This is a genomic window from Kosakonia sp. Marseille-Q7440 (assembly GCF_965119485.1).
Map to the genome: position 1 here is coordinate 1608759 of NZ_CBCPLT010000001.1, position 21645 is coordinate 1630403.

The following is a 21645-nucleotide window of genomic DNA, read 5'->3' on the forward strand; positions in this document are numbered from 1 at the left end:
ATTAGCGCTGGCTGAAACGTGATAGCGGTCAAACAAACCTGAAACGATTTATTTTACTCTGTGTAATAAATAAAGGGCGCTTAGATGCCCTTCCCACGGCGCGGTTCTCCCCCCGTGCCAATGCGCGAAAGCGTAGAAAAAAGCACTAATACTCAGGAGCACTCTCAATTATGTTTAAGAATGCATTTGCTAACCTGCAGAAGGTCGGTAAATCGCTGATGCTGCCAGTATCCGTACTGCCTATCGCAGGTATCCTGCTGGGCGTCGGTTCTGCAAACTTCAGCTGGCTGCCAGAAGTGGTTTCCCATGTTATGGCCGAAGCGGGCGGTTCCGTTTTCGCCAACATGCCGCTGATCTTCGCGATCGGTGTGGCCCTTGGCTTCACCAATAACGACGGCGTTTCAGCGCTTGCCGCCGTTGTCGCCTACGGCATTATGGTTAAAACCATGGCGGTGGTTGCGCCGCTGGTTCTGCATTTACCTGCTGAAGAGATCGCGGCGAAACACCTGGCAGACACCGGTGTACTCGGCGGTATCATCTCTGGTGCGATCGCAGCGTATATGTTTAACCGCTTCTACCGTATCAAGCTGCCTGAGTATCTGGGCTTCTTCGCGGGTAAACGCTTTGTGCCGATCATCTCTGGTCTGGCAGCAATCTTCACCGGCGTGATCCTCTCCTTTATTTGGCCGCCGATCGGTACTGCTATCCAGACCTTCTCTCAGTGGGCTGCTTATCAGAACCCGGTTGTCGCGTTCGGTATCTATGGCTTCATCGAGCGTTGCCTGGTGCCGTTTGGTCTGCACCATATCTGGAACGTACCTTTCCAGATGCAGATTGGTGAATTCACCAACGCCGCAGGCCAGGTATTCCACGGCGATATCCCGCGCTACATGGCAGGTGACCCGACCGCTGGTAAACTCTCCGGTGGCTTCCTGTTCAAAATGTACGGTCTGCCGGCTGCCGCGATTGCTATCTGGCACTCTGCGAAACCGGAAAACCGCGCGAAAGTGGGCGGTATCATGATCTCCGCCGCGCTGACCTCGTTCCTGACCGGTATCACCGAGCCGATCGAGTTCTCCTTTATGTTCGTGGCGCCGATCCTGTACGTTATCCATGCGATTCTGGCAGGCCTGGCCTTCCCGATCTGTATCCTGCTGGGTATGCGTGACGGTACGTCGTTCTCCCACGGTCTGATCGACTTTGTCGTGCTGAGCGGCAACAGCAGTAAACTGTGGCTGTTCCCGATCATCGGTATCTGCTACGCGGTGGTTTACTACACCGTCTTCCGTGTGCTGATTAAAGCGCTGGATCTGAAGACCCCGGGTCGTGAAGAGACTACCGAAGAGAGCAAAGCTGGCGTCACCAGCGAAATGGCTCCGGCTCTGGTTTCCGCGTTTGGCGGCAAAGAGAACATCACCAACCTCGATGCGTGTATCACGCGTCTGCGTGTCAGCGTGGCTGACGTAGCGAAAGTGGATCAGGCTGGCCTGAAGAAACTGGGCGCTGCGGGTGTGGTTGTTGCCGGTTCCGGCGTTCAGGCAATTTTCGGTACTAAATCCGATAACCTGAAAACCGAGATGGATGAGTACATCCGCAACAGCTAAGCCATAGTCTGGGGAGACTGAGGGAGCCTGATGGCTCCCTTTTTTATTGCCCTGCATTTGTAGGCCGGATAAGCGTTAGCGCCATCCGGCATTGCGGTTTTGCCGGATGGCGGCGTTGCCTTATCCGGCCTACAGGTGGCCCAAAAAAAGGAGCCCGCAGGCTCCTTTATGTTGACTGATGCGATATCAGAAGCGGTAATTGGCGCTTACCGAGAAGTTACGCGGCTCGCCGAACACATAGGAGCGGCTGTCGACGTTGGTGTCATATTTCTTATCGAACAGGTTATCGATATTCGCCTGCACCGAGAGCTGCTTAGTGACCTGATAACGGGCAAACAGATCGACCAGCGCATAGCTGCCCTGTTCAGAGCGGAAATTGCCGTTGGCGGTGCTGACATTCGCCCAGGTGCTGTTCTGCCAGTTAACGCCGCCGCCGACGGTTAACTCCTGCAGCATCGGCAGGCGATAGCTGGTGAAGGTTTTGATCGACGTACGCGGCAGGTTCGGGTTCACCGCATTGCCATCTTTATCATCGGCGACATAGCGCGTGGCACCGAAAGTCATCTGCCAGTTGTCCGTCAGCGCACCGTTAATTTCCAGTTCAACGCCTTTACTCACTGCGCCATCAACCGCTTCATACGCGCTTTCGCCGCTGGTGCCCGGCACCACGCCGCCGGTCGTCTGACCCAGGTTATCCTGCTCGATACGGAACACTGCAAGCGAAGCGGTCAGGCGGCTGTTCATCCAGTCAGATTTCACGCCCAGCTCGTAGTTTTTCCCGGTGACCGGCGAGAGATATTTCCCCTGCGCGTCGCGATACTCCTGCGGTTTAAAGATGGAGGTGTAGCTGGCATAGGTCGACCAGGTATCGTTGATGTCAAAGATCAGGCCCGCATAAGGTGAGAGGTTGTTCTTCTCCAGATCCTGCGTCAGCGTCTCAAGCTTGTATTTGGTATAACGCGCGCCTGCAATCAGGTGCAGCGGATCGGCAAGGGAGATACGCGTCGCGAGGTAGGCTGACTGCTGACGGATAGTATCTTCCTGCGCCAGGCTCAGCGGTGCCCACTGGGTTTCCGGGTAGTTGCCGTTGAAGTTGCTGTAGTTACCGAGCGACGTATCGAGGATATTCTCCCACGAGCTAAAGTAGCGGTTATTTTGCTTACTCAGATTGCCGCCGACCATCAGCTCATGCTGGCGGCCAAATAGCTCATACGAGCCGTTAGCAAAGGTATCCAGCGCATCAACTTTGCGCATACCGGTGTTATATCCGGTGCCGCCGACATAGGGATAGGAAGCACCGTAGGGGCTAACCATTAGTCCGGTGGTTTTATCGACGGTGCCGTCAACATAGAGCGCTTTACTGTCGAGCTGCGTCTCGGTATGGGTACCGTTCACCGTCAGCAGCCAGTCGCTGCCGAGGCTCTGTTTCAGGGTGGCGAAGGTGCGTTTTGAGACTTTATTGTTGTAGGCCCAATCCGGCGCGGTGCTGTCGCTGCGGCTTGGGTGGGTTTTTGTGCCGTCGGTATACCAGCGCGGCAAGCCGCCCCACGTTGGGCTATCAACGTCGGTCTCCTGGTAGTCATAGCCAACGGAGAAAGCGGTCGACGCGGTCAGATCGACATCCAGCACGCCGTAGAAGAACTTCTTCTCCTGGCTGTAGCGGTCAAGCCAGCTGTCGTTATGCTGGTAACCGGCCACCGCACGGCCACGGATCCTGCCATCTTCCGTCAGCGGCGTGGAGACGTCCGCCACGTAACGCTGTTTATTCCAGCTGCCATACTCGGCCGAAACGTTTGAGGTAAATTCGCGGCTGTCGGCGTGCTTGCGCACCATATTTACCGAGGCGGAAGGGTTGCCCGCTCCGGTCATCAGCCCGGTTGCGCCGCGTACCACTTCAATACGCTCATACATGGCGGTATCGGAAAGGGCATCACCCAGGTTCCAGCGGGTTTCAAAAATAGTCGGGATGCCATCGACCATATAGTTATCAATCAGGAATCCGCGCGAATAGTAGGTGCTGCGATCGGAGTCTGCCGCGCTCTCGAACACACCCGTGGTGTTTTTCAGCACGTCGCCGAGGGTTTCCAGCTGCTGATCCTTCATCCGCTGTTGGGTAGTAATGCTGATAGATTGAGGAATATCGCGCTGCACCAGCGTCATTTTGGTGCCTGCCGCAGTGGTCTGCGTATTGTAATCCTGTTCGGTCAGGGCACGGGTGTCGGCAGCACTGGTTCCTTCAACTACCACCGTCTCTTCACTGCCGGCGGCAAACGCGGTGGCCGGGGTGAGCGCAAAGGCAATGGCAACAGCCAGCAGGGAAGGGGCGGCCGTACAGGCGCGAGCGCCGAAGCGGCCATTCTGCGGGAAAGACATGATGAACCCTTAATGGTGTGTGAGCAGAACCCGCAGCCAATACGTTGCTGGCTGCGGGAAGTAAATGCATCAGCGCAAGGCGCGCATGGAAATGCAAATGCGAAATATACGCATTCACTTAACTGGTGTAAACAGATGTAATTATCGATTATGAAATGCGATTTCATCTGCGCCAGCCAGCGTCTGCGCCTGCCACAATCAGGCCAGGCGTAAAAGGGGAAAGAAAAACAGCGTTATAGTTGAAAGAACAAGAGAATCTCGATCATACTCTAGGGCACATAATTGACGACGACGGCGGGCCTGGCCCGCACTCAGAAAAGGAAAACGTCATGGCCGAAGAGACCATTTTCAGCAAAATCATTCGTCGCGAAATTCCGGCGGACATCGTTTATCAGGACGAACTGGTTACCGCCTTTCGCGATATCTCCCCGCAAGCGCCGACACATGTGCTGATCGTGCCGAACCTGCTTATCCCAACCGTCAACGATGTAACCCAGGCCCACGAGCAGGCGCTGGGGCGTATGATGACCGTTGCCGCGAAAATCGCCCGTGATGAAGGGATTGCCGAAGATGGCTATCGCCTGATCATGAACTGTAACCGTCACGGCGGGCAGGAGGTTTACCATATTCATATGCACCTGCTGGGCGGGCGCGTGCTGGGGCCGATGCTGGCTCATAAAGGTCTTTAAGATGAGCGTCGCGCGTGTTGCGTTACTGCTGACGGCGTTAGCGCTTGTCGGCTGCGGCTCCCGGCCCGCGATCCCGGTCGCCAGCGATCAAACGCTGGTGATGGAGTCCTCCATCCTCGCCGCAGGCATCATCGCGCAGCCGCCGACCATGAGCCGGGAGGCGCTTCAGCCTTCTGCCTCCTCAAAGATCTATAACGAACGCCAGCAGCCCGTCACGCTGCACTATCGCTTTTACTGGTATGACGCCAGAGGTCTGGAGATGCACCCGCTGGAAGCGCCGCGCAGCGTAACGGTTCCCGGTAATGCCACCATGACTCTCTACGGCAGCGCTAACTATCTCGGCGCGCACAGCGTCAGACTCTATCTCTATCTCTAAGAGGTGACACTTGATTAAGACCATTGGACGCTACGCGTTACTGACTACCCTTGCCATGCTGCTTGCAGGCTGTATCACCGACCAGCAACCGGCTCCGGTTGAGCAGGCAGGCGGTGGCGCGACGCAACCGGCGCAACCTCAGCAGCCGCAGCAGCCGATTCCTGGCGTGCCTTCCGTGCCAACGCTGCCGCAGCAGCCGGGCCCGATTGAACATCCGGATCAGAACGGCCAGCCAACGCCGCGCGAGCGTCATTACGACTGGAACGGCGCAGTACAGCCGATGGTGGGCAAAATGTTGCAGGCCAGCGGCGCGAATGCCGGCAGCGTTCTGCTGGTGGACAGCGTAAACAACCGCACTAACGGCTCGATTAACACCGGTGAAGCCACGGAAGTGGTACGCAACGCGCTCGCAAACAACGGCAAGTTCACGCTGATTACCGCCCAACAGCTAGCAGTTGCCAAGCAGCAGCTCGGCCTGTCGCCGCAGGACAGCCTTGGCTCGCGCAGCAAAGCGATGGGCATCGCGCGCAACGTCGGCGCACAGTATGTGCTCTACTCCAACGCAACCGGCAATGCCAATGCACCTTCGCTGCAAATGCAGTTAATGCTGGTGCAGACCGGCGAGATTATCTGGTCAGGTAAAGGTGCCGTTCAGCAGCAGTAATCTGACGCGTGACGCCATCCTGTCACGCTACTTTCCGCACTATGCTCCCGTCGCCAGCCAGCAAGTTGGGCTGAGCGGCGGGAGCTGTCTGATAAGCGACGGGCAGCGGACGCTGGTGCTTCGCCAGCAGCATCAGGCCGCGCCTGCATCCTTTCTGCGCCAGTATCGTCTGTTGCGCCATCTTCCTGCCACTATTGCGCCGCAGCCGCTTTTTTTCGCGGCGGGCTGGATGGCAATCGACTATATTCCCGGCACCATTGACACCGCGCTGCCGCAGGCCGACGCGCTGGCGAGATTGCTGTATGATCTGCACCGGCAAAAACGCTTCGGCTGGCGCATTACGCTGCTGCCGCTGCTGGAGCGCGACTGGCAGTGCTGCGCGCCCGCACGGCGCACGCCCTTCTGGCTGCGTCAGCTAAAACGGCTGCGGCGTCAGCGTGAACCACTGCCGCTGCGCCTTGCGCCGCTGCATATGGATGTTCACGCCGGGAATATTGTGCACGGCGAGAAGGGGCTACGGCTTATCGACTGGGAGTATGCCGGCGATGGCGATGTGGCGCTCGAGCTGGCGGGGATCTGGTGCGAAAGCGAGGCGCAGCGCGCTGAAATTGCCGCGCACTATGCCAGTCAGGCGAATATCGATCCGCCTCTGCTCTGGCGGCAAGTTAAGCGCTGGCGGCCGTGGGTGTTAATGCTGATGGTCGGCTGGTATGAACGCCGCTGGCAGCAGACCGGCGATCAACAATTTATTATGCTGGCGAATGAAATATGGCGTCAGCTTCAGTCTGAAGGATAAGAGAGGTAAGTGTGGGTCCAGTGATGTTGGATGTTGAAGGGTACGAACTGGATGCGGAGGAGCGCGAGATTCTGGCGCATCCGCTGGTTGGCGGCTTGATCCTCTTTACCCGGAATTATCACGATCCCGAGCAGCTGCGTGAGCTGGTGCGCCAAATCCGCGCGGCTTCCCACCACCGGCTGGTGGTGGCGGTCGATCAGGAGGGCGGGCGCGTGCAGCGTTTTCGCGACGGCTTTACCCGCCTGCCGGCGGCGCAATCTTTCGCGGCGCTACTTGGCATGGAAGAGGGGGGTCGACTGGCGCAGGAGGCGGGCTGGCTGATGGCGAGCGAAATGATCGCCATGGATATTGATATCAGCTTTGCGCCGGTGCTTGATGTCGGGCATATCAGCGCGGCGATTGGCGAGCGTTCATACCATGCGGATGTGCAGAAAGCGTTAACGCTGGCCACCCGCGTGATTGATGGCATGCACAGCGCAGGCATGAAAAGCACCGGCAAACACTTCCCGGGCCACGGCGCGGTAACCGCAGACTCGCACAAAGAGACGCCGTTCGATCCGCGCCCATTGGCGGAGATCCGCGCGAAAGATATGTCTATTTTTAAGACGCTGATTGAGCAGAGCAAGCTGGATGCCATTATGCCGGCGCATGTGATCTACACCGATGCCGATCCGCGTCCGGCCAGCGGCTCACCCTGGTGGCTGAAAACCGTGCTGCGCGGTGAGCTGGGTTACGACGGCGTAATTTTTTCCGACGATCTGTCGATGGAGGGGGCAGCGATCATGGGCAGTTACGCTGAACGCGGGCAGGCATCGCTGGATGCCGGTTGCGATATGATCCTGGTCTGTAATAATCGTAAAGGTGCCGTTGAGGTACTGGATAACCTGTCACCGATCAATGCAGAGCGTGTTACACATTTGTATCATAAAGGTTCATTTTCTCGTCAGGAGTTGATGAGTTCAGCGCGCTGGAAGACGGCTCACAACGAGCTGGAACAGCTGCACGAACGCTGGCTGGCGCATAAAGCTGCGCATTAACCCTGCGGACAAACCGTCGAAGTGGTGAGGATACCATGATTATCTATTTACACGGTTTTGACTCGAACAGCCCCGGCAACCACGAAAAGGTGCTGCAACTGCAGTTTATCGATCCCGATGTCCGGCTGATTAGCTACAGCACGCGGCATCCAAAACATGATATGCAGCATCTGCTCAAAGAGGTGGATAAAATGCTGCAGCTCAACGTCGATGAACGCCCGCTGATCTGCGGCGTCGGTCTGGGCGGTTACTGGGCGGAGCGCATCGGTTTTCTCTGCGATATCCGCCAGGTGATCTTCAACCCCAATCTCTTTCCTTATGAAAATATGGAAGGAAAGATCGACCGGCCGGAAGAGTACCGGGATATTGCCACCAAGTGCGTCGCCAACTTTCGTGAAAAGAACCGCGACCGCTGCCTGGTGATCCTCTCGCGTCAGGATGAAGCGCTGGACAGCCAGCGCACTTCAAATGAGCTGCACCACTATTACGAGATTGTCTGGGACGAAGAGCAGTCCCATAAATTCAAAAATATCTCACCGCATCTGCAGCGCATTAAAGCCTTCAAAACCCTCGGTTAATTCCTCTCTTTGCGGCAGGTTTCCCCCTGCCGCAGCTTCCCTTTTTTCACCTCTTTAGCGCGTAATTTGTGCGGGTACGTCTACACTTGCTCATCTTTGCGGCAGCAAAACTTGATGTACATCAATTTTGGTATGACCATTGAACCGTTCGTGATATTCTCGTGGTCAATTCCTGGTTGCCAGCGCTTAAACCATTGTTAATTAAGGGCTATTTTTATAACTTTTAGTTAACAATTGGTTAATATTTTAGGGGGTCACTTTGACTACACCATTGAAAAAAATCGTGATTGTAGGCGGTGGTGCTGGCGGGCTTGAGCTGGCAACGCAGTTAGGCAAGAAGCTGGGGCGCGGTAAAAAAGCGAAAATCACCCTGGTGGATCGCAATCACAGCCATTTATGGAAGCCCCTGCTACATGAAGTGGCGACCGGCTCCCTCGATGAAGGCGTCGATGCCCTGAGCTATCTGGCGCACGCGCGTAATCACCATTTCCAGTTCCAGCTTGGTTCCGTTATCGATATTAACCGCGAAAGCAAAACGCTGACGCTGGCTGAACTGCGTGACGAGAAGGGCGATCTGCTGGTGCCGGAGCGCAAGCTGGCGTATGACACGCTGGTAATGGCGCTGGGCAGCACCTCTAACGACTTCAACACCCCGGGCGTGAAAGAGCACTGCATCTTCCTCGACAACCCGCACCAGGCGCGTCGTTTCCATCAGGAGATGCTCAACCTGTTCCTGAAATACTCTGCCAACCTTGGCGCAAACGGCAAAGTGAATATCGCTATTGTCGGCGGCGGGGCAACGGGCGTCGAGCTGTCAGCTGAACTGCATAACGCGGTTAAACAGCTGCACAGCTACGGCTATAAAGGGCTGACTAACGAGGCGCTGAACGTAACGCTGGTGGAAGCGGGCGAGCGTATTCTGCCTGCGCTGCCGCCGCGTATTTCGGGCGCTGCGCACAATGAGCTGACCAAAATGGGCGTGCGTGTCCTCACGCAGACAATGGTCACCAGCGCCGATGAGGGCGGTCTGCATACCAAAGAGGGTGAGTATATTCAGGCCGATCTGATGGTGTGGGCCGCAGGCATCAAAGCGCCGGACTTTATGAAAGAGATTGGCGGCCTGGAGACGAACCGCATCAATCAGCTGGTGGTGGAGCAGACGCTGCAAACCACGCGCGACCCGGATATCTACGCGATTGGCGACTGCGCCTCCTGCGCGCGTCCGGAAGGTGGTTTTGTGCCGCCGCGCGCCCAGGCTGCGCACCAGATGGCAAGCCTTGCGCTGCATAACATCCTCGCGCAGATGAAAGGCAAATCGCTGAAAGATTATGTCTATAAAGATCACGGCTCGCTGGTGTCGCTCTCCAACTTCTCCACGGTCGGTAGCCTGATGGGTAACCTGATGCGCGGCTCGATGATGGTAGAAGGGCGTATTGCGCGCTTCGTCTATATCTCGCTCTACCGTATGCACCAGGTGGCGCTGCACGGCTACTTTAAAACCGGGCTGATGATGGTGGTGGGCAGTATCAACCGCGTGATCCGCCCGCGCCTCAAGCTCCACTGATCCTTCTGCTGCTCTCCGCCATTTGGCGCGGGAGCAGCATATCCCTCTGCCTGATGTGCCTTTAGCGCTCGGACAACTCTGAATAACTCCGCTTTCACCTGCCGAACCCCTATTTTTGCGCGATTTCTGATTGGCTGCCCTCTTGCACCATTGCAAAATTGTTACCAATAGCCAACCAGGGAGAGAATCCTGTGAATAAATCAATGTTAGCGGGTATCGGTATTGGCGTGGCCGCTGCACTGGGCGTTGCCGCAGTCGCCAGCCTCAATGTTTTCGATCGCGGGCCGCAATATGCGCAGGTGGTTTCAGCCACGCCGATCAAAGAGACGGTGAAAACGCCGCGCGAGGCGTGTCGCAATGTCACGGTAACGCATCGTCGTCCGGTGCAGGATGAGAACCGTATTACCGGTTCCGTGCTGGGTGCGGTAGCGGGCGGTGTGCTCGGCCATCAGTTTGGCGGTGGACGCGGACGCGATGTGGCGACCGTAGTCGGCGCGTTAGGCGGCGGCTATGCCGGCAACCAGATTCAGGGCGGGATGCAGGAGAGGGACACCTACACGACCACTCAGCAGCGTTGCAGCACCGTCTATGACAAATCGGAAAAAATGCTCGGTTATGACGTGACCTATAAAATCGGCGACCAGCAGGGGAAAATCCGCATGGATAAAGATCCCGGCACGCAGATCCCGCTGGATAACAACGGTCAGCTGATCCTGAATAACAAAGCATAAAAAAGCAGTACTCTGCATATTGGCTCCTCATCGCTCAGGCTGAGGAGCCTTTTTTTGCCATAAAAAAGCCTCGCGCGATGCGAGGCTTTTTCGTTATTAAATAAAGTCTTGTTGGCGAACAACCAGCAATCCGGTAATGAGGACAGAGACAAATGCAAACAGTACGGAGCCACCCAGCAAGACCCACAGACCAAATAACAATGTAATTACTATTAACACTTTGATGAATGGTAATAGCAAAATCATTTCCATTTCCTTCTGCATGTGATTAGTCAGTAAAAGACCCTTTATCCTCATAAAAAACGATCGGTACTACGCGTAGAGTGAGAGCAAGGGAAATAGAATAAGATACTTATTGTTTTATATTGCCGCCGACAATGATTAGCGACGCAATAATCACAATTAAGCATAGCAAAGGCAGGGAAATGGCTGATAGATTTTACCTATCGTTGAATTGTGTAATTACTATCACAGAGAGGAAATGAGACGGAAATCCGTCTCATTTTTTTATTACGCTTTGATCAAATCTGGCCACAGGCGCAGGGTGGTGCGGGTAATTTGCAGTAACTTTTCAAGGCTTGCGCCTTCGCGGGCGCTGATGGACATGCCCTGCAATATGCAGCCAAGAAACTGCGCAAGGGAGGTGATGTCAACACCTGCCGGGATCTCGCCTTTCGCCTGCCGCTGCGCGAGGAAGTGCTGCAATGTCTCCTCCTGGCGGGCATGACGCGTTTTAATCGTCTTCGCAATCTCCTGCGACGAGGCGGCAAGCGTCGCGGAGGTGTTAATCATAAAGCAGCCTGCGGGCGTATCGGTGCTGGTAAAACATCTGGCGATGGCAGAGAAATAGTCCAGCAACGCCTGTTCTACCGGCTTCTCTTCGCACTCCAGCAACGCTTCATGCTGCCTGGCAAAACGGGCGATATAGCGATCGAGGACCGCGCGAAACAGCCCCTCTTTATTGGTGAACTCTGCGTAGAGCGTCGGAGCTTTTGCCCCGGTCGCTTCTACCAGATCGGAGAGTGATGTGGCTTCATAGCCATGCTGCCAGAATAGCGTCATGGCTTTATCGAGCGCCGCTTCCCTGTCGAACACTTTCGGTCGGCCACGGCTTTTTTTCGTACAACTGCTGACTTCACTGGTCATATCGCCGCTTCTTTGTTGGTTTGTTGAATACCCATTATAAAAATAATCCTGGTGAATGACCAGCCGCAAAACCGCACATATTAATAAATCATATGCTTATGAAAATTAAGAACTATTTAAATTAATTAATGAGCGTTATAAAAAAATATTGACGAGTGATATAGATCACACTTATGATTTACCTATCGATCGTTAACTTAATGCTAACGACCTCCGTTCACCTGCATCAGGACAATCATTATGAAAACCATCAACACGCTGTTTACCGCCGTTGTTTTAAGTACTCTCTCATTTGCCAGCTTTGCCGCCGTTGAGGTGCAGTCCGCACCAGCCGGGCAGCAGGAGCTGACCGCCATCGGCGTGACCGGCAGCACCAACCTCGCATCCGTTGAGAAAAAAGTGGCTGAGAAAGCCGAACAGCTGGGCGCGTCCTCTTACCGTATTACTTCCGTGACCGGCTCCGATCGCCTGCACGGTACCGCAGTGCTCTACAAATAAGCTCACCACCCTCGAGCTACGCCACTGCAATAAAAAAGGCCCTGCACACTGTGCAGAGCCTTTTTGTTTATGGGCGGGCGTTAGTTACATCGCCTGCATACTCTCTTGCGCATGTTGGGTCACGTCCACCGGCATACCCGAACGCAGCTCAATGGCCTGCGCCATCACCGCCGCATCGCTTTCAGCCTGAAACGTCTTCATCGCCGCATTGAGCGGGATCGGCAGCGTTTTCGGATCGTCATCGATCGATTCGGAGAGCGGCTGATGCACCTCCACCAGCCGCGTGCCGTCTGGCTCGACGGAGGCTTTAATCGGCGTATTGATGATATTCACCGGCGTGCCGGGGCTGATTGCAGCAAACAGCGCGGCAATATCGCTATCCCGCAGGCGAATACACCCGGAACTGACGCGCATGCCGATGCCAAAATCGGCGTTGGTACCGTGCAGCAGGTAAACGCCACCGTAAGCGGCGAGGCGAATCGCATGATGACCCATCGGGTTATCCGGCCCGGCTGGCATCACCGGCGGTAGATCAATCCCGCGCGCTTTGTAGCGGGCGCGGATATTGGCAGTCGGCGTCCAGGTCGGGTTGGCGCGTTTATCGGAAACGGTGGTCACCATCGTCGGCGTCAGCGTATCACCGCCCAGTTGACCAATGCCAATCGGGTAGATGGTGACCTCATTTTTTCCGGGGGGATAGTAGTAAAGACGCAGTTCGGCGAGGTTAATCACAATCCCTCTGCGCGGGACATCCGGCAGCAGTGTTTGCAACGGGATCGTCACAACGCTGCCCGCGCGCGGCACAAAGGGGTCGATACCCGGGTTGGCCTGTAACAGCGCGAGGAAGCCAACGTCATATTTTTTGGCGATCGCCTCCAGCGAACCGCCATCGTTCTCAACAATATGGAAACGGTTTTCGCCCACCAGCTTGCTGCCCGCAGGCGGCAGCGGCCAGGTATTCGCCCGGGCGGGAAGGGCAAAGATAAGCGTAGCGGCGACGGCGAACAGCGTCATCCAGTGAGCGAAGCGCGACATTTTGCACATGATCATAATCCATGTAAATCATAAGGTTATTTCAATAAGACTACTCAATAGGATTATGCTCATCGGGTTCGTCGGGAAACCCTGGTTATTGCAAAGCATTTGTAAATATTACAAAAAAACACACGAATGAGGGGAAAAACATCGTGTTCGTAGGCCGGATAAGGCGGTACGCCGCCATCCGGCAAAACGCGGGCAGAATGTTCGACCCTTGCTCCCAAAAACATGCCTGATGGCGCTGCGCTTATCAAGCCTACAAAACCATACTTATCAGGCCTACAAAAGGGCACGACCCCGTAGGCCGGATAAGGCGGTACGCCGCCATCCGGCAAAAGCGGGCGGGGTACCGAACGTTGGTTCGCGGAAACATGCCGGATGGCGCTACGCTTATCAGGCCTACAAAAGGGCACGATCGCGTAGGCCGGATAAGGCGGTACGCCGCCATCCGGCAAAAAGCGCGCAGAGGCGCTAACCCGCCGTCAGGCGACGGCGTTCTCCGCCAGCTGCTGCATAAAGTTGCGCACCCACTCCATACGGGTTTTGCGCTCGCTCAACTCCTGGAAAAACTTCAGCCGCGTCGGGCCATCAAGGCGGAAATGCTGCGGCTGCTTCTGCAACAAGCCAATCAACCACGCCGGGTTAACGTGGTTCTTCTCGTTAAACTCAATCAGGCCGCCTTTATCATTCCCCTCCAGCTTGCGGATCCCCAGCTTCTGCGCCTGCTGGCGCAACATGGCGATATCAAGCAGATTACGCGCCGCATCCGGCAGCAGGCCAAAGCGGTCAATCAGCTCCACCTTAATCTCCTCCAGCGCATTCTCATCTTTCGCGCTGGCGATGCGCTTATAGAATGACAGGCGCGTATTCACATCAGGAATAAAATCATCCGGCAGCAGGGCAGGCATACGCAGCTCCACCTCCGTTTGCTGGCTGGTAAGATCCTCCAGCGACGGCTCGCGACCCTCTTTCAGCGCATCGACGGCATTCTCCAGCAACTCCATATAGAGCGAGAAGCCGATGGTCTCCATCTGCCCGCTCTGATCCTCACCGAGCAGTTCGCCCGCGCCACGGATCTCCAGATCGTGAGTCGCCAGCGCAAAGCCTGCGCCCAGATCCTCCAGCGAGGCAATCGCTTCGAGCCGTTTTTGCGCATCGGTAGTCATCGCCTTCGGATGTGGCGTCAGCAGCCAGGCATAGGCCTGATGGTGCGAACGCCCGACGCGACCGCGCAGCTGGTGCAACTGTGCGAGGCCAAAGTGGTCGGCGCGCTCGATTATGATGGTATTGGCGGTCGGAATATCAATCCCGGTTTCGATAATGGTGGTGCAGACCAGCACGTTAAACCGTTGATGGTGGAAATCATTCATTACCCGCTCCAGCTCGCGCTCGCGCATCTGGCCGTGACCAATGGCGATACGCGCTTCCGGCACCAGCTCCGCCAGCCGGTCGGCCGCTTTCTGGATGTTCTCCACATCGTTATAGAGGTAGTAAACCTGGCCGCCGCGCAGCACTTCACGCAGGATCGCCTCGCGCACCACCAGGTTGTCATATTCGCGAACAAAGGTTTTCACCGCCAGACGGCGCGCGGGAGGCGTCGCAATGATCGACAGATCGCGCATGCCGCTCATCGCCATATTCAGCGTGCGCGGGATCGGCGTTGCGGTGAGCGTCAGGATATCAACGTCGGCGCGCATCGCTTTAATGCGCTCTTTATGCCGCACGCCGAAACGGTGCTCCTCATCGACGATCAGCAGCCCCAAATCCTTCATTTTCACATCGCTTTGCAGCAGCTTATGCGTGCCGATAAGAATATCGATCTTCCCTTCGGCGGCCTGCTCAAGGATCTGCGCCTGCTCTTTGGCGCTGCGAAAACGCGACAGCATCTCGATACGTACCGGCCAGTTGGCAAAGCGGTCGCGGAAATTATCGAAGTGCTGCTGGGCGAGCAGGGTGGTCGGCACCAGCACCGCCACCTGCTTATTGTTCTCAATAGCAAGGAAAGCAGCACGCATCGCCACTTCGGTTTTACCGAAGCCAACATCGCCGCACACCAGCCGATCCATCGCTAACGGCTGGCACATATCGCTCAGCACGGCATTGATGGCCTGAGCCTGATCCGGGGTGGTTTCAAAGGGGAAACCGTCGCAAAAAAGCTGGTATTGTTCGCGATCGTGTTTAAACGCGAAGCCCGACTTCGCCGCGCGCTGGGCGTAAATATCCAGCAGCTCCGCCGCCACGTCGCGTACCTTCTCCGCCGCTTTTTGCCGCGCGCGCGTCCAGGCATCGCTGCCCAGTTTGTGCAGCGGGGCATTATCCTCCGCGCCGCCGGCATAGCGGCTGATAAGGTGTAGCGACGAGACCGGAACGTAGAGTTTGGCGTCGTTGGCATAGGTCAGCATCAGGTACTCTGCGGTGATGCCGCCCGCTTCCAGCGTCGTCATCCCGGCATAGCGACCTACGCCGTGCTCAAAGTGCACCACCGGCTGGCCGTCATGCAGCTCCGCCAGGTTGCGGATCAGCGTATCCGGGTTGATGGTGCGGCGCGTATCCTGGCGGCGGCGCGCAACGCGCTCGCCCAGCAAATCGCCTTCGCAAATTAGCGCCCGGTTACGCAGCGTATCAATAAACCCGCGCTCGGCGGCACCGATCATCAGCCACGCGCCCGGCGCGCTGGCATCATCCAGACGCAGAGCGCGCTTTGGCGCAACTTTGATGCGCGCCAGCAGTTCGAGCAGCGCTTCGCGACGCCCCTCGCTCTCGACGGAAAAGACCACCGGGCCGCTGAAGGACTCAAGGAATTTACGCAGGTTATCCAGCGGTGACTTCTGCTGCGCCTGTACTGAGAGATCCGGCAGGCTCTGGTAACCGAGGTTAATCTGGCCCGCTTTATCGGCCACCTGCTCGGTTTTAAGTTGAATGCGCGGCCATTTTTTCAGTTCGCTGAACAGCGCATCAACCCGCAGCCACAGCGCCTCGGGCGGTAACAGCGGGCGCATCGGATCAACGCCGCGGTTCTCATAGCGTGCCTGCGCATCCTGCTGGAAACGCTCAGCGCTGGCTTCCAGATCGCCGGTATTCACCAGCAGCGTATTCGCCGGGAAGTAGCTGAACAGCGGCGGTAGCGGCTCGCTGAAAAAGAGCGGTTGCCAGTATTCGATCCCGGCGGGCAGGGTGCCTTTGCTCACCTGCTGATAGATATGCTCCGCGTCACGCTTCACCTCGAACTTATCGCGCCACTGGCTGCGGAAAAGCTCGATGGCGGTCTTATCGGTCGGAAACTCATGGGCCGGAAGCAGGTTAATCGCCTCCACCTCTTCGAGCGTGCGCTGGGTATCGGCATCGAACAGACGCAGGCTGTCGATCTCATCATCGAAAAAGTCGAGGCGGTAGGGCTGGCTGCTGCCCATCGGGAAGAGATCGAGCAGCGCGCCACGGGTGGCATATTCACCGTGCTCCATCACCTGATCGACATGGCGGTAGCCAGCGCTATCAAGCTGCGTACGCAGCTGATCCCGCGACAGACGCTGCCCCTTTTTCATCACCAGTGCGTGACCGTGCAGATAGCTGTGCGGGCAGACGCGCTGCATCAGCGTATTAACCGGGACGATCAGCACGCCGCGCTGCATCGCGGGCAACTGGTAAAGAGTGGAGAGACGGGAGGAGACAATCTCCTGGTGCGGCGAAAAGCTGTCGTAGGGCAGCGTTTCCCAGTCTGCGAGGTTCATCACCAGGTTGTCGGTAAACTGGCTGATCTCATCATGTAAACGCAGCGCGTTTTGCATATCCGGGGCGATAAGCACAACCGGACCGGCGTGTCGTTCAATGATTTCTGCCACTTCGGTGGCGCAGGCCGCGCCGGTAAGCTCGCCAAACTGGCGCTGGTCACCCGCTTTAGACGGCAGGGAATAACGGTATTGTTCAGGCATGGGGATATGAAGATCTCATTATGGATATACCCCCGTTATGGGGGCATATCCTTGATACGCAATACGAGGATTATGTGTGATTAGGTGAGTTTAGCCAAGAAATCGCCCTGTCAGCGTGCTGTCGCCGCCGAAAGGTGCTTTGTTGGCGGGGTAAAAAAGAGATCGCCAAACAGCGCGGAGGAGAGTTTGCGCACCATCAGCCCGACCAGCGTACAGATCAGCAGCACCGCCGCCGGATAGGCAATCAGCACCGCCAGCTCGACCGCAGGCGGCCAGACGCCTGCGTTAAGCGGTTTGATCAGCGCCAGGCTGAACCCCTCGACCAGAATGCGGTGGGTGGTGTAGATCGCCAGCGTATTGGAGCCGACGACATTGAGCAGGCTCTTTTCGCTCGGCGGGAAGCGTTTCTCCATCTCCTGGAAGAGGCGCATGATGCCGACAATCGACAGCAGGCAGAGCGGCAGCGGCATATTAAACATCCACAGCCCAAACGCCACCACCACAGCGACGGCAAACAGCAGGGCATAGCGGCGCAGAGAGACGGTTTTAACAAACTCCATCACCTGCATACCGTACCAGGCACCGAGGCTGTAGAAGATCATATTGCGCACGACGCTGTTCATCCCCCACCACGGCAGCGGCAGGTAGTTAATCGCCAGGCTCGCTACAATCATCAACGCCAGCATCGGCACTTTCCAGCGGCTAAGCAGTTTACACAGCGTGAAGTAGACCACTAACGCGTAGAGGTACCAGAGGCTGGTGGTGGCGGTCAGCATACCGAATAAAAAGCCGTGCCAGCTGTTGGCGTAAGCGGCGTTGGAGGAGTTGCTGAGATCGCGCTCCGGCGCCAGCCAGTCGTTAAGGTGGCTTAGGCCCACCCACTGCAACACGCCCCACAGCGCCAGCACATAGAAAATGCTCCAGATCCGTTTATCGACCGCGTCTTTCCACGGCACATCATCGATATAACGCCGGATCAAAAAGCCGGAAATGAAAAAGAACACCGGCATGCGGAACGGGGCGAGATAGAGGTTGAAGTAGATCCAGCACTTAGAAAGCGTTTCTGACCAGGGATGCTGGAAGACCGAGAGATGGGGGTAAAAGGTTATAACCGAGTGGTAAATCACCACCAGGCAAATGCAAAGTCCTTTTATCTGGTTTATCCATAATGTTTTCTGTTTCATTCGTTTTGTGCCTGTTATTGCCATAATCCCGGCAAAAGATCCTGGCCATACAAACGCTGAATGTAACGGGAAAGAGTCTGGATATATTCATTTTCGGAATAAGTGGAGGGTGAAAAAATGACAGACTGGTAATTTACCCGCCCATAACACGCGCTCCGGCAAAAGTAGCGATTTGATTTTTCGAAGCTTTTTGACATTAATCCGATGAATTCTTACGGTATCACGCATTTACGCTCTCACCTTTCGCTTATATACTCCTGACTCTGCTCACAGCAACCAGACGGATTTCATGTATCAGCCTGTCACTCTCTTCATAGGTCTACGCTATATGCGTGGACGCGCGGCGGACCGCTTTGGCCGCTTTGTCTCCTGGCTGTCAACCATTGGCATCACCCTGGGCGTTATGGCGCTGGTGACGGTGTTATCAGTGATGAACGGCTTCGAGCGCGAACTGCAAAACAACATCCTCGGGCTGATGCCCCAGGCCACACTGACCACCCAGAAAGGCTCGCTCAACCCGCAACAGCTTCCGGCCAGCAGCGTCAAGCTGCAGGGCGTATCGCGTATTGCGCCGCTGACCACCGGTGATGTGGTGCTGCAAAGCGCGCGCAGCGTTGCGGTTGGCGTGATGCTCGGTATCGATCCGGCGCAGAAAGATCCGCTGACGCCGTTTTTAGTCAACGTGCAGCAAAACCAGCTGCAGGCGGGCAAATACAACATCATTCTCGGCGAGCAGTTGGCCAGCCAGTTGGGCGTTACCCGCGGCGACCAAATCCGCGTGATGGTCCCCTCCGCCAGCCAGTTCACCCCGATGGGACGTCTGCCGAGCCAGCGCCTCTTCACGGTGGCGGGCACTTTCGCCGCCAACAGCGAAGTGGACGAATATCAGATGCTGGTCAATATCGACGACGCCTCGCGCCTGATGCGCTACCCGGCGGGCAATATCACCGGCTGGCGTTTATGGCTCAATGAGCCGCTGAAAGTGGATGTGCTCAGCCAGCAAACGCTGCCGGAAGGCACCCAGTGGCATGACTGGCGCGATCGCAAAGGCGAGCTCTTCCAGGCCGTGCGCATGGAGAAGAATATGATGGGGCTGCTGCTGAGCCTGATCGTCGCCGTCGCCGCCTTTAACATCATCACCTCGCTCGGCCTGATGGTGATGGAGAAGCAGGGCGAGGTCGCCATTCTGCAAACCCAGGGCTTAACGCCGCGCCAGATTATGGCGGTGTTTATGGTGCAGGGAGCCAGCGCCGGGATTATCGGCGCGCTGCTTGGTGCCGGGCTGGGGGCGCTTTTGGCCAGCCAGTTAAATAATTTAATGCCGATTATCGGTGCGCTGCTCGACGGCGCAGCGCTGCCGGTGGCGATCGATCCGCTACAGGTGGTTGGCATTGCGCTGGTGGCGATGGCCATTGCGCTACTTTCGACGCTTTACCCTTCCTGGCGCGCTGCCGCCACTCAACCCGCTGAGGCTTTACGTTATGAATAAGATCCTGTTGCAATGCGACAACCTGTGCAAACGCTATCAGGAAGGCAGCGTGCAGACCGATGTGCTGCACAATGTCAGCTTCAGCATGGCGGAAGGGGAGCTGATGGCGATTGTCGGCAGCTCCGGCTCCGGTAAAAGTACGCTCCTGCACCTGCTCGGCGGGCTGGATACACCAACCTCCGGCGACGTCATTTTTGGCGACCGTCCGATGAGCAAACTCTCCTCCACCGCGAAGGCCGAGCTGCGTAACCGCGAGCTGGGCTTTATCTACCAGTTCCACCACCTGCTGCCGGACTTTACCGCGCTGGAAAACGTGGCGATGCCGCTGCTGATTGGCAAGAAAAAACCGGCTGAGATCGACACCCGCGCCCGCGAGATGCTGCGCGCCGTTGGCCTTGAGCACCGCGCCAGCCATCGCCCGTCTGAACTCTCCGGCGGCGAGCGTCAGCGCGTCGCTATTGCCCGCGCGCTGGTTAACAACCCGCGTCTGGTGCTGGCGGATGAACCGACCGGTAACCTCGATGCCCGCAACGCCGACAGCATCTTCGAACTGCTCGGCGAGCTGAACCGCACCCAGGGCACCGCCTTTCTGGTGGTCACCCACGATCTGCAACTGGCGAAGCGCATGAACCGCCAGCTGGAGATGCGCGATGGCCATCTGAAAACCGACCTGACCCTGATGGGGGCTGAGTAATGGCATCACCGCTGTCATTATTAATCGGCCTGCGCTTTAGCCGCGGCCGTCGCCGTAGCGGCATGGTGTCGCTGATCTCGGTTATCTCCACCGTCGGCATTGCGCTCGGTGTAGCCGTGCTGATTGTTGGCCTGAGCGCGATGAACGGCTTTGAACGTGAACTGAACAACCGCATTCTCGCGGTGGTGCCGCACGGCGAAATCGAGCCGGTCAATCAGCCGTGGAACGGCTGGGAAACGGTGCTCGGCAAAGTGCAAAAAGTGCCGGGTATCGCCGCTGCCGCGCCCTATATCAACTTTACCGGGCTGGTGGAGAGCGGGGCGAACCTGCGCGCCATTCAGGTCAAAGGCGTCGATCCGGCGCAGGAGATGCAGCTCAGCGCGCTGCCGAAGTTTGTGCAGGGCGATGCGTGGAAAGGCTTTAGCGCCGGCTCCCAGCAGATCATCCTCGGCAAAGGGGTGGCAGACGCGCTGAAAGTGAAGCAGGGCGACTGGGTCTCAATCATGATCCCCAACTCCGACGATGCGCATAAATTGTTGCAGCCAAAACGCGTGCGCCTGCATGTCACCGGTATTCTGCAACTGAGCGGCCAGCTCGATCACAACTACGCGATGATCCCGCTGGCAGATGCGCAGAACTATCTCGATATGGGCAGCAGCGTCACCGGCATCGCCATTAAAGTGAACGACGTGTTCAACGCCCAAAAGCTGGTGCGCGACGCGGGCGAAGTGACCAACAGCTATGTCTATATCAAAAGCTGGATCGGCAAATATGGCTACATGTACCGCGATATTCAGATGATCCGCGCGATTATGTATCTGGCGATGGTGCTGGTGATTGGCGTCGCCTGCTTCAACATCGTCTCGACGCTGGTAATGGCGGTAAAAGATAAGAGCGGCGACATCGCCGTGCTGCGAACGCTGGGGGCGAAAGATGGCTTGATCCGGGCGATTTTCGTCTGGTACGGTCTGCTGGCGGGGCTGTTTGGCAGCCTCTGCGGTGCGGTGATTGGCGTCATTGTCTCGTTGCAACTGACGCCGATTATTAACGGTATTGAGAAGCTTATCGGCCATCAGTTCCTGTCGGGGGATATCTACTTTATCGACTTCCTGCCGTCAGAACTCCATCCACTGGATGTGGTGTACGTGCTGGTGACGGCGTTGCTGTTGAGCCTGCTGGCGAGCTGGTATCCGGCGCGCCGGGCAAGCAACATCGATCCGGCAAGGGTGCTGAGCGGGCAGTAATCCCGCGGGTT

18 protein-coding genes are annotated in these 21645 nt (G+C 56.8%); 13 read left to right on the top strand and 5 right to left on the bottom strand.

What is annotated here, in order from left to right; genetic code table 11:
• The first annotated feature begins 170 nt into the window (after positions 1–170).
• Entirely contained in the window at positions 171–1604 is a 1434-nt protein-coding gene (gene ptsG / locus ACWPW2_RS07320) for a PTS glucose transporter subunit IIBC (RefSeq protein WP_023481473.1), read from the top strand.
• 186 nt (positions 1605–1790) lie between these two features.
• Here the strand turns inward: ptsG and fhuE are convergent, their stop codons facing one another.
• Positions 1791–3977: a ferric-rhodotorulic acid/ferric-coprogen receptor FhuE gene (gene fhuE / locus ACWPW2_RS07325; protein ID WP_454122124.1), complete on the bottom strand. Its 2187-nt coding sequence runs from the start codon at positions 3975–3977 to the stop codon at positions 1791–1793.
• A gap of 329 nt (positions 3978–4306) precedes the next feature.
• On the opposite strand from fhuE, the gene hinT reads away from it, so the two are divergent.
• The 8 genes from hinT to ACWPW2_RS07365 all read left to right on the top strand — a co-directional run bounded on the left by hinT (position 4307) and on the right by ACWPW2_RS07365 (position 10412).
• Positions 4307–4666, top strand: coding sequence for a purine nucleoside phosphoramidase (hinT, locus tag ACWPW2_RS07330; RefSeq protein WP_023481409.1), 360 nt, complete (start codon positions 4307–4309; stop codon positions 4664–4666).
• Position 4667: 1 nt separating this feature from the next.
• Positions 4668–5042 carry a YcfL family protein gene (locus ACWPW2_RS07335; RefSeq protein ID WP_023481573.1) on the top strand — a complete coding sequence of 125 codons (375 nt, stop codon included), beginning with the start codon at positions 4668–4670 and terminating at the stop codon, positions 5040–5042.
• 10 nt (positions 5043–5052) lie between these two features.
• Positions 5053–5706 (top strand): penicillin-binding protein activator LpoB, encoded by a 654-nt coding sequence (gene lpoB / locus ACWPW2_RS07340; protein ID WP_023481498.1) that lies wholly within the window; start codon positions 5053–5055, stop codon positions 5704–5706.
• A complete protein-coding gene (thiK, locus tag ACWPW2_RS07345; RefSeq protein ID WP_454122127.1) occupies positions 5687–6502 on the top strand; it encodes a thiamine kinase in 816 nt (271 codons plus the stop codon). The genes lpoB and thiK overlap by 20 nt, the downstream gene beginning before the upstream one ends.
• A gap of 11 nt (positions 6503–6513) precedes the next feature.
• Positions 6514–7539 carry a beta-N-acetylhexosaminidase gene (nagZ, locus tag ACWPW2_RS07350; RefSeq protein ID WP_454122129.1) on the top strand — a complete coding sequence of 342 codons (1026 nt, stop codon included), beginning with the start codon at positions 6514–6516 and terminating at the stop codon, positions 7537–7539.
• Positions 7540–7574: 35 nt separating this feature from the next.
• Positions 7575–8117: an alpha/beta hydrolase YcfP gene (ycfP, locus tag ACWPW2_RS07355; RefSeq protein ID WP_023481572.1), complete on the top strand. Its 543-nt coding sequence runs from the start codon at positions 7575–7577 to the stop codon at positions 8115–8117.
• A gap of 259 nt (positions 8118–8376) precedes the next feature.
• Positions 8377–9681, top strand: coding sequence for an NAD(P)/FAD-dependent oxidoreductase (locus ACWPW2_RS07360; protein ID WP_023481780.1), 1305 nt, complete (start codon positions 8377–8379; stop codon positions 9679–9681).
• A 191-nt stretch (positions 9682–9872) separates the two neighbouring features.
• Positions 9873–10412 carry a glycine zipper 2TM domain-containing protein gene (locus tag ACWPW2_RS07365; RefSeq protein ID WP_023481678.1) on the top strand — a complete coding sequence of 180 codons (540 nt, stop codon included), beginning with the start codon at positions 9873–9875 and terminating at the stop codon, positions 10410–10412.
• A 510-nt stretch (positions 10413–10922) separates the two neighbouring features.
• On the opposite strand, the gene ACWPW2_RS07370 is transcribed toward ACWPW2_RS07365, so the two are convergent.
• Positions 10923–11558: a TetR/AcrR family transcriptional regulator gene (locus ACWPW2_RS07370; RefSeq protein ID WP_454122132.1), complete on the bottom strand. Its 636-nt coding sequence runs from the start codon at positions 11556–11558 to the stop codon at positions 10923–10925.
• Positions 11559–11798: 240 nt separating this feature from the next.
• Here ACWPW2_RS07370 and bhsA point away from each other — a divergent pair, with 240 nt between their 5' ends.
• The gene (bhsA, locus tag ACWPW2_RS07375; protein ID WP_312120360.1) at positions 11799–12056 is read left to right on the top strand and encodes a multiple stress resistance protein BhsA; all 258 of its coding nucleotides are present in this window, start codon (positions 11799–11801) and stop codon (positions 12054–12056) included.
• An 84-nt stretch (positions 12057–12140) separates the two neighbouring features.
• On the opposite strand, the gene ldtC is transcribed toward bhsA, so the two are convergent.
• The 3 genes from ldtC to ACWPW2_RS07390 all read right to left on the bottom strand — a co-directional run bounded on the left by ldtC (position 12141) and on the right by ACWPW2_RS07390 (position 18207).
• Entirely contained in the window at positions 12141–13100 is a 960-nt protein-coding gene (gene ldtC / locus ACWPW2_RS07380) for a L,D-transpeptidase LdtC (RefSeq protein WP_454122135.1), read from the bottom strand.
• A gap of 476 nt (positions 13101–13576) precedes the next feature.
• On the bottom strand, positions 13577–17023 hold the full coding sequence (gene mfd / locus ACWPW2_RS07385) for a transcription-repair coupling factor (RefSeq protein ID WP_454122137.1): 3447 nt from the start codon (positions 17021–17023) through the stop codon (positions 13577–13579).
• A gap of 110 nt (positions 17024–17133) precedes the next feature.
• Positions 17134–18207, bottom strand: coding sequence for an acyltransferase family protein (locus ACWPW2_RS07390; protein WP_454122139.1), 1074 nt, complete (start codon positions 18205–18207; stop codon positions 17134–17136).
• Positions 18208–18496: 289 nt separating this feature from the next.
• On the opposite strand from ACWPW2_RS07390, the gene lolC reads away from it, so the two are divergent.
• The 3 genes from lolC to lolE are packed head-to-tail and all read left to right on the top strand — an operon-like array spanning position 18497 to position 21634.
• Complete coding sequence (gene lolC / locus ACWPW2_RS07395; protein WP_094420211.1) at positions 18497–19696, top strand: lipoprotein-releasing ABC transporter permease subunit LolC; 1200 nt, start codon at positions 18497–18499, stop codon at positions 19694–19696.
• Positions 19689–20390 carry a lipoprotein-releasing ABC transporter ATP-binding protein LolD gene (gene lolD / locus ACWPW2_RS07400; RefSeq protein ID WP_200133276.1) on the top strand — a complete coding sequence of 234 codons (702 nt, stop codon included), beginning with the start codon at positions 19689–19691 and terminating at the stop codon, positions 20388–20390. The genes lolC and lolD overlap by 8 nt, the downstream gene beginning before the upstream one ends.
• Positions 20390–21634, top strand: coding sequence for a lipoprotein-releasing ABC transporter permease subunit LolE (gene lolE / locus ACWPW2_RS07405; protein WP_094420209.1), 1245 nt, complete (start codon positions 20390–20392; stop codon positions 21632–21634). The genes lolD and lolE overlap by 1 nt, the downstream gene beginning before the upstream one ends.
• Positions 21635–21645 lie beyond the last annotated feature (11 nt).

Bases quoted from the DNA above. Each gene is read 5' to 3' on its own strand.
- fhuE (WP_454122124.1), bottom strand. From the start codon at position 3,977: ATGTCTTTCCCGCAGAATGGCCGCTTCGGCGCTCGCGCCTGTACGGCC.
- lolC (WP_094420211.1), top strand. From the start codon at position 18,497: ATGTATCAGCCTGTCACTCTCTTCATAGGTCTACGCTATATGCGTGGA.
- hinT (WP_023481409.1), top strand. From the start codon at position 4,307: ATGGCCGAAGAGACCATTTTCAGCAAAATCATTCGTCGCGAAATTCCG.
- lolD (WP_200133276.1), top strand. From the start codon at position 19,689: ATGAATAAGATCCTGTTGCAATGCGACAACCTGTGCAAACGCTATCAG.
- ptsG (WP_023481473.1), top strand. From the start codon at position 171: ATGTTTAAGAATGCATTTGCTAACCTGCAGAAGGTCGGTAAATCGCTG.
- ycfP (WP_023481572.1), top strand. From the start codon at position 7,575: ATGATTATCTATTTACACGGTTTTGACTCGAACAGCCCCGGCAACCAC.
- ACWPW2_RS07390 (WP_454122139.1), bottom strand. From the start codon at position 18,207: ATGAAACAGAAAACATTATGGATAAACCAGATAAAAGGACTTTGCATT.
- bhsA (WP_312120360.1), top strand. From the start codon at position 11,799: ATGAAAACCATCAACACGCTGTTTACCGCCGTTGTTTTAAGTACTCTC.
- ldtC (WP_454122135.1), bottom strand. From the start codon at position 13,100: ATGTGCAAAATGTCGCGCTTCGCTCACTGGATGACGCTGTTCGCCGTC.
- lolE (WP_094420209.1), top strand. From the start codon at position 20,390: ATGGCATCACCGCTGTCATTATTAATCGGCCTGCGCTTTAGCCGCGGC.
- ACWPW2_RS07335 (WP_023481573.1), top strand. From the start codon at position 4,668: ATGAGCGTCGCGCGTGTTGCGTTACTGCTGACGGCGTTAGCGCTTGTC.
- mfd (WP_454122137.1), bottom strand. From the start codon at position 17,023: ATGCCTGAACAATACCGTTATTCCCTGCCGTCTAAAGCGGGTGACCAG.
- ACWPW2_RS07370 (WP_454122132.1), bottom strand. From the start codon at position 11,558: ATGACCAGTGAAGTCAGCAGTTGTACGAAAAAAAGCCGTGGCCGACCG.